Consider the following 13,126-nt stretch of genomic DNA (forward strand, 5'->3'; position numbering starts at 1 on the left):
ATTCGGGAGATATATTATGGGCAGAACTAATAACGCCGTTATGGCAGAAGAACCTACGAATGTTTCTGTAAAGGAATCCAAATCAGACCTCAGTACAAAAGCAGTTAAAGAAGCAGAATTAGAACAACAAGTACAAGACGATTTACAAAAAAACCTCGATGCAACTCAACTGTATCTTGGCGAAATCGGATTTTCCCCCCTTCTCAGTGCAGAAGAAGAGGTGTTCTTTTCACGCAAGTCTCTTAAAGGCTGTGAAAAATCACGTAACCGCATGATTGAAAGTAACCTTAGACTTGTGGTAAAAATTGCTCGCCGATATAATAATCGTGGCTTAGCGCTGCTTGACCTTATCGAAGAGGGCAATTTAGGCCTAATCCGCGCAGTTGAAAAATTTGACCCTGAACGCGGTTTTAGATTCTCTACCTATGCCACTTGGTGGATTAGACAAACAATTGAACGAGCAATAATGAATCAGACTCGTACGATTAGATTACCTATTCACGTTGTTAAAGAACTCAATGTTTACTTGCGTACGGCACGAGAGCTAGCACATAAACTTGATCATGAGCCCACAGCGGAAGAGATTGCAGAGAAGCTTGATCTGTCAAGTAGTGATGTTAGCCGTATGCTAAAGCTCAATGAACGCATTACCTCTGTGGATACCCCATTAGGCGGTGAAAGTGATAAAGCACTGCTTGACGTATTAGCCGATGATGACAACGTTGGTCCTGATTACAAAGTTCAGGATGAAGATATGTCAAAATCAGTTGTGAAATGGTTAGATGAACTTAATACCAAACAAAGAGAAGTGTTAGCGCGCCGATTCGGGTTATTGGGTTATGAGCCATCAACACTTGAAAATGTGGGCAAAGAGATTGGTTTGACACGTGAGCGTGTACGCCAAATCCAAGTCGAAGCGTTAAAGCGTTTGAAAGATCTACTTGGGGCTCAAGGGCTGTCAGTTGAAGCTATCTTCAGAGTGTAGTTGTTAATGATAAATTAAAGGCGCCAATGGCGCCTTTTTTGTATCTCTTGATTACAAATTACCTGGTCATTTTCTTCAAGTTGTAAAGGTAATCGAGAGCCTGTCTTGGTGTTAATTCATCTGGGTTGAGTTTTTCAAGTGCTTCTATCACTGGTGATGTCGGTTGAGCTGGGAAGCTCATTGCTTGCTGCACTGCCATCTCTCCATTTTTAGATTGCTCTAATGCGTGATCGCGGCTTTCTAAATGGTGAAGTTTTTGTTTGGCCGCACTGATAACGCTGTTAGGAACACCTGCAAGTGCAGCAACTTGTAGTCCGTAGCTACGGCTCGCTGGACCTTCCTGTACTGCATGCATAAATACAATAGTGTCACCATGTTCAACGGCATCTAAATGCACGTTTTCGACATTTCCCATCTGTTCTGGCAGCTGGGTCAACTCGAAATAATGAGTGGCAAATAGGGTCATAGCGTTTAAATTATTTGCTAAGTACTCGGCTGCTGACCACGCAAGTGAAAGACCATCATAGGTTGAGGTTCCACGACCAATTTCATCCATTAGCACTAGGCTATTTGGCGTCGCATTGTGAAGGATATTTGCCGTTTCAGTCATCTCCACCATGAAGGTTGAGCGGCCAGATGCTAAATCATCAGATGCACCAATGCGCGTAAATATCCTATCAACTGGACCGATAACCGCGTGTTCTGCGGGAACATAACAACCTATATGGGCCATTAATGTAATGAGGGCAATCTGTCTCATATAGGTGGACTTACCGCCCATATTAGGTCCTGTTACAATCAGCATCTTACGCTGTGAATTTAGCGTCACTGGATTGGCAATAAAAGGGCTTTGACTTACTTGTTCGACGACAGGATGACGACCTGCTTCAACGTGTATGCCTGATGTGTCAGAAAGCTCTGGGCAGGCATAATTAAGTGTTTCAGCGCGCTCAGCGAAATTGCATAATACATCTAACTCTGCCGCCGCAGTGGCAAACTCTTGCAGTTCATGCAGCTTAGGTAAGATGAGATCAAACAACTGTTCCCATAACTGTTTTTCGAGTGCTAACGCTTTTCCCTGGCTAGAAAGCACTTTCTCTTCATGCTCTTTTAGCTCAGCAATAATATAACGTTCAGTGTTTTTGAGTGTTTGACGTCGCTGATAGCTCAGTGGTACTAAATCAGACTCACGGCGGCTGACTTCAATATAGTAACCGTGAACTCGGTTGTAACCGACTTTGAGGGTTGATATGCCTGTTTGCTCTTTTTCTCTGGCTTCAAGTTGAGTCAAATAATCAGTAGCACCAGCGCTTAGTACGCGCCACTCATCCAACTCTGCATCGTAACCGTCTCGTATTACACCGCCATCGCGAATAAGCATGGGCGGATTGTCGACAACAGCCCTAGAGAGTAATGCTAACTCTTCAGGAAACTCTCCAATAACCTGTGACAAATATTGTAGGTGAGGTTCTGAGGAGGTTTTTAACGTTTGTTGTAGCTGAGGTAATAACCCTAATGCCTGACGTAAACGGGCGAAATCTCTTGGTCGGGCATTTCGAAGCGCGATACGTGCAGTAATTCGCTCAACATCCCCAAGCGCTTTTAAATCATCAGCGAGAAGTTGGTAGTTTTCTGTTGCAATTAACTCGGCAATTGATGACTGCCTTGCTTTAATCACTTGGTGATCTCGCAGTGGTTGATGCAACCAGCGCTGCAACATGCGGCTCCCCATAGCGGTAACGGTATTGTCTAAAACTGAAGCCAAAGTATTGCTGTGCCCGCCTTGTAAGTTTACGGTCAGTTCTAGATTACGGCGGGTTGCTGCATCAAGCACTATGCTATCTGTTTGGTTAAAACGCACGATAGAGTTAATGTGTGGCAGTGCGGTACGCTGAGTATCTTTGACGTATTGCATCAAACAGCCAGCAGCTTGTAGCGAAAGTCTAGCACCTTCAATACCGAAACCATTAAGATCTTTTGTACCGAATTGATTTAGTAGTAAACGTTGGCAGGTATCAAAATCAAACTCCCATTCAGGACGACGGCGAGTACCATTCATGCCAGCAATAAGGCTCATCTGCGAGAAATCTTCGCTATAGAGTAATTCTGCTGGGTTGGTTCTTTGCAGTTCTGCTTCTAGCGCTTCGGTATTTGCCAGCTCTGTGATCACAAAACGGCCCGATGCGATATCCAGCGTGGCATAGCCGTACCCGCTTTTACCTTGATAGAGCGCGGCTAACAAATTATCTTGTCGTTCCTGCAGTAAAGCCTCATCGGTTAAAGTACCAGGGGTCACTATGCGAACCACTTTACGCTCGACAGGGCCTTTTGAAGTTGCGGGATCACCAATTTGCTCACATATCGCAACAGATACTCGCAGTTGAACTAGCTTAGCTAGATACCCTTCTACTGCATGGTAGGGTAGGCCAGCCATGGGAATAGGATCACCGCCGCTTTTGCCTCTCGCTGTCAATGATATCCCTAACAGCTCCGATGCGAGCTTAGCATCTTCGTAGAAAAGCTCGTAGAAATCTCCCATGCGATAAAATAACAACATGTCTGGATGTTGTGCTTTTAACGTCAAATACTGACGCATCATTGGGGTATGTTTTTCTATGTTTTGCGGTTCAATTGCAGTCATTGATTTGCTTTGCCTGTACTTTTACTGCGGCCATCGTGAGCCATGAAACAATTATGGGAGCCAATCTTAGCAATTTTTTACCCATTTTAGTGTGGATTATTGCAATGAAATACTGTTAATTCATGGCTATGTTTAACGGAGGGTAACTATCTTGTTGATTTATATGTCTTTGTAAAAAAATCTTGCACAGTACTTGATACTGTATGATTGTACAGTATACTAGTTTCATATTGAGGCTCTAGAGAAGGCATTAGAGTCATCACCTAAATGATAATGCAGTGCTGATACTGTATTAGCACTGAGATCCAAAGGACATAAGAATGAAGACTGATCCAAATAAAGAGAAAGCGTTAAATGCCGTTTTAGGTCAAATTGAAAAGCAATTTGGTAAAGGTTCAATTATGAAGTTGGGTGAAGATCGCTCAATGGATGTTGAAACTATCTCGACAGGTTCTCTCTCTTTGGATGTGGCATTAGGCGCTGGCGGCCTACCAATGGGACGTATCGTTGAGATCTACGGTCCAGAATCATCAGGTAAGACGACACTTACTCTTGAAGTTATCGCAGCAGCGCAGAAGCAAGGAAAGACCTGTGCATTTATCGATGCGGAGCATGCCTTGGATCCTGTATATGCTCAAAAGCTAGGTGTCGATATTGATAACTTACTTTGTTCACAACCTGACACCGGTGAGCAAGCGTTAGAGATCTGTGATGCATTAACTCGCTCAGGTGCTGTAGATGTGATTATTGTTGACTCGGTTGCTGCACTAACACCAAAAGCCGAAATTGAAGGCGAAATTGGTGACTCTCACATGGGCCTTGCTGCACGTATGATGAGCCAAGCGATGCGTAAACTTGCGGGTAACCTTAAACAGTCGAATACACTGCTTATTTTTATTAACCAAATTCGTATGAAAATTGGTGTGATGTTTGGTAACCCAGAGACGACAACGGGTGGTAACGCACTTAAGTTTTATGCGTCAGTTCGTCTAGATATTCGCCGTACAGGTGCGATTAAAGATCGTGATGAAGTTATTGGTAACGAAACACGCGTAAAAGTGGTGAAGAACAAGATTGCTGCACCATTTAAGCAAGCTGAGTTCCAAATCCTTTACGGTCAAGGTATTAACAGTACTGGCGAATTAGTTGACCTCGGTGTTGTGCACAAGTTGATTGAAAAGTCAGGTGCATGGTATGCATACAAAGGCAGCAAAATCGGCCAAGGCCGCGCAAATGCGGGTAAGTACTTAATCGAGAACCCAGAAATATCAGATGAGATTGAAACAGCTCTACGTTCAATGTTGTTAGGCAAAGGCGAAAAAGTTGAAGCTGGCGCCACTGATACAGCTGGTGATAATGTTGATATGGAAACCGGTGAAGTTTTTTAAACGAATGTCATCATTCCATTAGCCCTAAACCCATAGGGTTATCAATGCTAACTACGGCGTGCTATAAGCACGCCGTAGTTGTTTTTAAGTTACATCTTTTTGAGCTGTCGATGAATTTGTTGTCGATATGGCGATAACTGACTGCTTTTACGTTCATATCTATTGGTTACCGCGCAAGATCCATTTTATTTTTAACTGTCTAGCGAGTTTTGCATCTACAGGGCTGGTTGTTAGTCATGACACTGCTTATAATGCTCTTCATAAAAATTTATCATTAGGCTCTTTTCGAGCTAGTTGCACAACCTAATTCAGGACGGTTTCATGTATCAAACCACTGCAGCACTGCGTAGTGCTTTTTTGGAATATTTCCGCACAAATGGTCACCAGGTCGTTGATAGTAGTTCTTTAGTGCCGGGTAATGACCCTACACTGTTATTTACCAATGCGGGCATGAACCAGTTTAAGGACGTCTTTCTTGGTGAAGACAAGCGCAATTATACCCGTGCTACCTCTTCTCAGCGCTGTGTGCGCGCAGGTGGCAAGCATAATGATTTAGACAATGTTGGTTATACAGCACGTCACCATACATTTTTTGAAATGTTGGGTAACTTTAGCTTTGGCGATTACTTTAAAGAAGATGCAATTAACTTTGCATGGAACTTCTTAACTCAAGAGTTAAAGCTACCTAAAGAGCGTTTATGTGTAACGATTTACGAAACAGATAACGAAGCATACGATATTTGGACTAAGAAAGTCGGTGTAGCACCTGAAAATATCATTCGTATTGGTGACAATAAAGGTGCCGCTTATGCGTCGGATAACTTCTGGCAGATGGGTGACACGGGTCCTTGTGGTCCTTGTACTGAAATATTTTATGACCACGGTGAGCATATATGGGGCGGACGTCCTGGCACACCTGAAGAAGATGGCGACAGATTTATTGAGATCTGGAACATTGTATTCATGCAGTACAATCGTCAATCTGACGGTGCGATGAACCCACTACCAAAACCATCGGTTGATACTGGCATGGGGATTGAGCGTATCGCCGCTATTATGCAGGGCGTACACTCGAATTACGAAATTGACATTTTCCAAGCACTTATCAAAAAGACGGCAGAAATTCTTGGCGTGACTGATTTAGAGAATAAGTCTTTGCGAGTTATTTCAGATCATATTCGTTCATGTGCCTTCTTAATCGCTGATGGTGTAATGCCATCAAATGAAGGTCGCGGCTATGTACTTCGTCGAATTATTCGCCGTGCAGTGCGTCATGGCAACAAGCTGGGAGCAACGAGTAGTTTCTTCTATAAGTTAGTACCAACATTAATCGAAGTGATGGGCGATGCTGCTAAAGGTTTAGTTGCAACACAAGCTATCGTAGAAAAATCACTTAAAGCTGAAGAGGAGCAGTTTGCTCGTACTTTAGAGCGTGGTCTAGGTATTTTAGATAATGCACTATCTAGCTTGAAAGGCGATGTGCTCGATGGAGAAACAGCATTTAAGTTGTATGACACTTACGGCTTCCCTGTTGATTTGACTGCTGATGTTTGTCGTGAGCGCGATATTACCGTTGACGAAGCGGGTTTCAAAACGGCAATGGCTGAGCAGCGCAGTCGTGCTCAAGCTGCTGGTCAGTTTGAAACTGATTACAATGAAGGCCTCAAAATTGATGAACAGAGCGGTTTTGTTGGTTACCAAGAGCTTAATAACCAAGCAAGCGTTACTGCTATCTATAAAGCGGGTGAGTCTGTAGATGTGCTGAATGTTGGTGATGAAGCAGTTATCGTACTCGATAACACACCGTTTTATGGCGAATCAGGTGGCCAGTGTGGTGATAAAGGCGTGCTGCTAGCTGACGGTGTAGAGTACCAAGTAGCAGATACACAGAAATATGGCCAGGCAATCGGGCATATCGGTAAGCTTGCTGTAGGTTCTATTACTGTTGGGCAGAGTATCGCAACCAATGTCGATAAGAAGCTACGTCATCGCACTGAGTTAAATCACTCTGTGACACATCTTTTACACGCAGCGTTGCGTCAAGTACTCGGCACTCATGTTACTCAAAAAGGTTCATTGGTTGATCCTGAGCGGTTACGTTTTGACTTCTCTCATTTCGAAGGGGTTAAAGCCTCAGAACTTAAAGAAGTTGAAAAGTTGGTTAATACTCAAATTCGTCGTAACCATGAGCTTAAAGCCGAAGTCATGGATATTGAGCAAGCCAAAGAAAAGGGCGCTATGGCGTTATTTGGCGAAAAATATGACGCTGAAGTACGCGTCGTGACGATGGGCGACTTCTCTATTGAACTTTGCGGTGGTACACACGTAGGACGTACTGGTGACATAGGTCTATTTAAGATCACCTCAGAAGGCGGAATCGCAGCCGGTATACGTCGTATTGAAGCGGTAACTGGCGCAGCTGCGATGGCATATGTGGCTAAGCAGCAAGCGTCACTTGAGGAGGCTGCGGCACTGCTTAAAGGCGATAGCGCGTCAGTTATCACCAAGCTTAAGGCTCAGCTTGATAAGTCGAAGGCTTTGGAGAAAGAACTTGCTCAGCTAAAAGATAAGTTAGCAGCAGCGACGAGTGCTGATTTAGCAGGTGAAGCTGTTGAGGTTAATGGCATCAAAGTTTTGGTTAAGCAACTTGAAGGTGTTGATGCAGGTTCACTTCGTGGCCTTCAAGATGAGCTAAAGCAAAAGCTTAAGTCGGGTATCGTAGTCTTAGGTATTGCCGGAGACGCCAAGGTTAACCTAATTGCAGGTGTGACTAAGGATCTGACGGCTAAAGTGAAAGCTGGCGAACTTGTTGCTTCTATCGCTGTTCAGGTTGGCGGCAAGGGCGGTGGACGCCCTGATATGGCTCAGGCCGGTGGTAGTCAGCCTGAAAACCTTAAAGGCGCATTAGATAGCGTAATCCCTTGGATTACAGATAAGCTCGCTTAATGACGATGATTGTTGAATGAAAATACTAAAAACGCTCTTTATGAGCGTTTTTTGTTGTTAGAAGCTTAAAAAATAGAATTGCAACAACGATACTGGGAGTATTTAGCTAACTAATTGCATAAATATCACTGTTTACGAGAAAACTAGTAGATATCACAGTTAACTTTGGTATGGTTGAATGTGACAATTAAGAGTTGTGTGGCTATAGACACGGTTAAATGGTGGCGAGGAAGCTATTGGTGCTTTTTTCATGCTTGTTTAATCTAGATGTTTGATAATGGCCTTTTAGTGCAGTTTTTTCTTAATATGGCTTATAGGGTTTCGTCTTCAAAGTAGTGTAAACCGTTTTAAAGATGTAATTAATTGGCTTATTTCAAATTGAATACTGTTAATTTGTACTAAGCTAACTCTATAATATGTATATAACGGAATAATGCCGTATAAAGCAGATTTAGGAACTAAAGGAGCAAAATAATGCTGATATTGACTCGTCGTGTTGGTGAAACACTGATGATTGGTGATGAAGTTACTGTCACTGTATTAGGCGTTAAAGGTAACCAAGTTAGAATTGGTGTTAATGCACCTAAAGAAGTCTCTGTCCATCGCGAAGAGATTTACCAACGCATTCAATCTGAAAAATCAGGCTCTGCCCCTGAAGGCGGAAATTTCTGATTGTAGTTTGATGATTACTGAGAATTTTAGAAGCTAGTTTTTTAACTGGCTTTTTTATTTTTTGGTTTTTAAAAGTCTGATAATAGGCGTTCTTAGGCGGATATACAGTCAACATGCTTAAAAACAGTTCAAACGGATATTGTTTCTTAAAAATGGTTTGACTTATTTTCGGCAAACAGTAATATGTGCGCCAAGAAACGGAGAGGTGGCCGAGTGGCCGAAGGCGCTCCCCTGCTAAGGGAGTATGGGCTTTAACTCCCATCGAGGGTTCGAATCCCTCCTTCTCCGCCATTTCTTAAAGTAGACGACGATGCGGATGTAGCTCAGCTGGATAGAGTACCTGGCTACGAACCAGGCGGTCGGAGGTTCGAATCCTCCCATCCGCACCATAATCTACTGTTGTGTTTAAATGTTTTAGTGAGCGGATGTAGCTCAGCTGGATAGAGTACCTGGCTACGAACCAGGCGGTCGGAGGTTCGAATCCTCCCATCCGCACCATTAAATCATTTAAAAGCTAGACCTAAAACTTAATATGCGCGGATGTAGCTCAGCTGGATAGAGTACCTGGCTACGAACCAGGCGGTCGGAGGTTCGAATCCTCCCATCCGCACCATTAAGCCTTAGTCGATATACCTTTATATATGCGGATGTAGCTCAGCTGGATAGAGTACCTGGCTACGAACCAGGCGGTCGGAGGTTCGAATCCTCCCATCCGCACCATATAAAGTTTACAGAATTTAGCGCGTGTAGCTCAGCTGGATAGAGTACCTGGCTACGAACCAGGCGGTCGGAGGTTCGACTCCTTCCACGCGCACCAAGTTTTGCGGAGAGGTGGCCGAGTGGCCGAAGGCGCTCCCCTGCTAAGGGAGTATGGGCTTTAACTCCCATCGAGGGTTCGAATCCCTCCTTCTCCGCCATTCTTTAAATACAAAAAAACCGCTTTTAGAAGCGGTTTTTTTGTGCCCGTAATATACTAGCCAGTAAATCTTATCATTTTAGCCTTACTCAAAAATAAGCACTCCATGTGTTCTCAATAGCAAGTTATCCGCAAGCATTAATATGTTGTACTTTATCGTGGCTTGACGAGAGTGTTCATTCCCTAAAGCCATTACACAGGTGAAGAAGAGTATTTGGAGGCTTAAAGTTAGCTGCAGCAGGCTAGGATAATTTTCACATACGACGCCAATTTCATTTTCCCCCTTGTCAATATGATGACTCCCCTAATACCAATTGCATTAAGTATTTGAGCAGTTCAGACCCCCTCAGTCTTTTCAATTCAAAGCGCATTGGTAAAGAAATGGTTATTCCCTTTTAAGCCAATGCAAAGCAGAAGTGGAAAGACTGAGTGGCTCACGTAGTGCGACTTAGGTGAGTCAAATTGGCAAAACGCTGTATGCTTCGCTATGGGATTTGGATATACGACTAAATGGTCTATTTTGTTCCATACAAAATAAGACATTCCGGCCCTCCTTGGCGGTCAGATTTAGGAGGTAGAGCGAAGCAGGATGCCAGAGCCGAGAATAACTATTAGCTCAACCCCCACTACTTGCCTACAGCGTTTTGAATTCCCGCTGAATGGTCAAACTTTTAATGCAATTGGTATAACAGAGGTTTTGTGACCTACACTTGGTTTTGATACGTACTAATAAGAAATTGACAATTGTAGTTGCTAGCTCGTCCATCTGTAAATTTATAGAATAAAGCGTATTTTTGGTTGATTACACTTCATTAACGTGTGATTTTAAAGTGAACAGCTATATTTGTCATAGTCATTCTGGAAGTCGCAATGCGCAGAATGAATTCAGGTTTGTATAAAAACAAGTTTGTACTAATGAACGGAGATCTTTTATGACGCTACTTCGCAATAAGTTTGCAAAAAGTCTGGCACTATTGCCGCTAACCGCTGGGCTAATGTCCTTTGCTGCGGTGGGAGCGGACAAGCCAAATATTCTAGTTATTTGGGGAGATGATATTGGACAGTCTAATATCAGTGCTTATACCTTCGGTGTAATGGGCTATAAAACACCTAATATTGATAGTATTGCCAAAGAGGGGATGATGTTTACCGATTACTATGGTGAACAGTCCTGTACTGCTGGACGCTCAACCTTTATCACCGGGCAAAGTGTATTCCGTACTGGCTTATCAAAGGTGGGAATGCCCGGGGCGGATATAGGCTTACAGGCAAAAGATGCAACCATTGCTGAAATTCTTAAGCCTATGGGGTACGCCACGGGGCAGTTTGGTAAAAACCATCTCGGAGACAAAGATGAATTCTTGCCTACAAATCACGGTTTCGATGAGTTTTTTGGAAACTTATACCACTTAAATGCTGAAGAAGAGCCTGAAAATGCCGATTACCCTAAGAACCCTGAATTTCGCAAGAAGTTTGGCCCACGTGGGGTTATCAAGTCATCTGCTGACGGCAAGATTGAAGATACAGGGCCGTTAACCAAAAAGCGTATGGAAACAGTGGACGATGAAACGGTTGCTGCTGCTATCGACTTTATGGAGCGAACAGTAAAAAGCAAAAAACCGTTCTTTGTATGGTGGAGTGGCACCCGCATGCATTTTCGTACGCATGTGAAAGCTGAACTGCAAGGTTCAAGTGGTTTAAGTAATTATGCTGATGGCATGATAGAGCACGATAATCACGTAGGGCAACTGCTCGATACCGTAGATAAGTTAGGTATCAAAGACAATACCATCGTATTTTACTCTACCGACAACGGCCCACATATGAATACTTGGCCGGATGCGGGAACAACACCTTTCAGAGGTGAGAAAAATACTAACTGGGAGGGAGCTTATCGAGTTCCCGCCATGGTGAGTTGGCCTGGAAACATCGAAGCAGGCTCAGTCTCTAATGAAATTATGCATCATATGGATTGGCTGCCGACATTTGCAGCCGCAGCAGGTGACAGCAAAGTTAAAGACAAGCTATTAAAAGGCCATAAAGCCGGCAGTAAGAAGTTTAAAAACCATCTCGATGGTTATAATTTCTTGCCCTATTTAACTGGTAAAGATAAATCTGGCCCTCGTGAAGAGATCTTTTATTTTACTGATGATGGTGATCTTGCGGCTTTACGTTTTAAAAACTGGAAGTTGGTCTTTATGGAGCAGCGTCTTGCTGGAACATTAGCTTTATGGGCTGAGCCATTTGTGGTGCTGCGTCTCCCTAAGATTTATAACCTAAGAATGGATCCTTATGAAAATGCCGATATAACCTCAAATACCTATTGGGATTGGATGTTAGATCGAGCATTTATGTTGGTTCCTGCTCAGGTTTATGTTGGCAAGTTCCTCGAAACCTTTAAAGAATATCCACCTAGCCAAAAAGCCGCGAGCTTTAGCCTAGATCAGGTTATGGAGAAATTACAGCAACCTGCGAGTAAATAGAGTTAACAATGACAAAGGGCGCTTGCGCCCTTTTTCTATTTTTAAAAAGGTTAGTGTTAGCGCTTTTTAAAAATAGAAAATGTGCATTAAGGATATTCACTGTATGGACAGCCAAGCAATATATTCACAGCTTAATCAGTTGCAAGTTGCGCTAGAGGAACAAGTTCTCGGTCAAGAGCATGTTGTAAAAAGTCTCGTCTTAGCACTATTGGCTGACGGGCATGTGCTACTCGAAGGGCTACCAGGCACAGCTAAAACACGCTCTGTAAAAACCTTAGCTGATTTGTTGAACCTATCTCAAGGGCGAGTTCAATTTACTCCTGATCTCTTACCCTCTGACGTCATTGGTTATGAAGCGCTATCATCTTCAGAAAATAACAACATTGACTTCAATCCCGGCCCTATTTTTAACCATATCTTGCTGGCGGATGAGATTAACCGAGCACCACCCAAAGTTCAGTCTGCGTTACTTGAAGCGATGGAGGAGCGTCAAGTCACCATTGGAAATACCAGCCATCCAATGCAAGCCGTGTTTTTAGTTTTAGCGACTCAAAACCCAGTAGAGCAAGAGGGAACCTACCCTCTACCTGAAGCACAGATGGATCGATTTCTGTTTAAAGTAGTTATTGATTACCCAGATGATGAAACTGAATTGGCGATTATTCGCCTCACTCGTGGACAGGAAGCGCAAAATGATACTAAGTCACTCAACACCGATAATGCTGAAGAGTTGATCATGCAGGGGAGGCAATTAGTGCATCAAGTCTTCATGTCTGAAAGCATTGAAAAGTATATTGTAGCGTTAGTGATGGGCACCCGAAAGCCAGAAAGGTATCCAAACAGCGAGTTACATAAATATATCAAGATAGGGGCTAGCCCCAGAGCGTCAATAGCGCTTGATAAAGCCTCTAGAGCTCATGCAGTCCTTGAGGGCAGAGACTATGTTGACCCTGATGATGTGCGAGCTGTTGTATTAGCGGTGCTGAGTCATCGATTAATGCTTTCTTATGCTGCAGTCGCTGATGGTATGAGTGCTCAAGACGTGGTGAAAGAACTCGTTAGTGTGACGCCTGTATTATGAATAATACTTCGAGC

At 43.4% G+C, this 13,126-nt stretch carries 7 protein-coding genes and 7 tRNA genes; 13 read left to right on the top strand and 1 reads right to left on the bottom strand.

The genetic code is table 11. The annotated features are described in order from the left end of the window. The first annotated feature begins 16 nt into the window (after positions 1-16). The gene (gene rpoS / locus L2730_RS07555; RefSeq protein WP_428848442.1) at positions 17-985 is read left to right on the top strand and encodes an RNA polymerase sigma factor RpoS; all 969 of its coding nucleotides are present in this window, start codon (positions 17-19) and stop codon (positions 983-985) included. 58 nt (positions 986-1,043) lie between these two features. Here rpoS and mutS read toward each other — a convergent pair whose 3' ends face one another. Continuing rightward, positions 1,044-3,626, bottom strand: coding sequence for a DNA mismatch repair protein MutS (gene mutS / locus L2730_RS07560; protein WP_248974040.1), 2,583 nt, complete (start codon positions 3,624-3,626; stop codon positions 1,044-1,046). Between the two features lie 320 nt (positions 3,627-3,946). Between mutS and recA the strand changes: the two genes are divergently transcribed. The 12 genes from recA to L2730_RS07620 all read left to right on the top strand — a co-directional run bounded on the left by recA (position 3,947) and on the right by L2730_RS07620 (position 13,112). After that, entirely contained in the window at positions 3,947-5,014 is a 1,068-nt protein-coding gene (gene recA, locus L2730_RS07565; protein WP_248974041.1) for a recombinase RecA, read from the top strand. 321 nt (positions 5,015-5,335) lie between these two features. After that, entirely contained in the window at positions 5,336-7,960 is a 2,625-nt protein-coding gene (gene alaS, locus L2730_RS07570) for an alanine--tRNA ligase (protein ID WP_248974042.1), read from the top strand. A 474-nt stretch (positions 7,961-8,434) separates the two neighbouring features. Continuing rightward, on the top strand, positions 8,435-8,632 hold the full coding sequence (gene csrA, locus L2730_RS07575; RefSeq protein WP_020911533.1) for a carbon storage regulator CsrA: 198 nt from the start codon (positions 8,435-8,437) through the stop codon (positions 8,630-8,632). 199 nt (positions 8,633-8,831) lie between these two features. After that, positions 8,832-8,923, top strand: a tRNA-Ser gene (locus tag L2730_RS07580). A gap of 21 nt (positions 8,924-8,944) precedes the next feature. Continuing rightward, positions 8,945-9,021: transfer RNA gene (locus tag L2730_RS07585), tRNA-Arg, on the top strand. 32 nt (positions 9,022-9,053) lie between these two features. Continuing rightward, positions 9,054-9,130 (top strand) — tRNA-Arg (locus L2730_RS07590). A 38-nt stretch (positions 9,131-9,168) separates the two neighbouring features. After that, positions 9,169-9,245, top strand: a tRNA-Arg gene (locus tag L2730_RS07595). A 30-nt stretch (positions 9,246-9,275) separates the two neighbouring features. Further along, positions 9,276-9,352, top strand: a tRNA-Arg gene (locus L2730_RS07600). Between the two features lie 20 nt (positions 9,353-9,372). Next, positions 9,373-9,449, top strand: a tRNA-Arg gene (locus L2730_RS07605). A gap of 8 nt (positions 9,450-9,457) precedes the next feature. After that, positions 9,458-9,549: transfer RNA gene (locus tag L2730_RS07610), tRNA-Ser, on the top strand. 931 nt (positions 9,550-10,480) lie between these two features. Further along, the gene (locus L2730_RS07615) at positions 10,481-12,031 is read left to right on the top strand and encodes an arylsulfatase (protein WP_428848443.1); all 1,551 of its coding nucleotides are present in this window, start codon (positions 10,481-10,483) and stop codon (positions 12,029-12,031) included. Positions 12,032-12,134: 103 nt separating this feature from the next. Beyond that, on the top strand, positions 12,135-13,112 hold the full coding sequence (locus L2730_RS07620; protein WP_248974043.1) for an AAA family ATPase: 978 nt from the start codon (positions 12,135-12,137) through the stop codon (positions 13,110-13,112). Positions 13,113-13,126: the final 14 nt, after the last annotated feature.

It is taken from the genome of Shewanella kaireitica (genome assembly GCF_023284045.1).
GTDB classification, from domain to species: domain Bacteria; phylum Pseudomonadota; class Gammaproteobacteria; order Enterobacterales; family Shewanellaceae; genus Shewanella; species Shewanella kaireitica.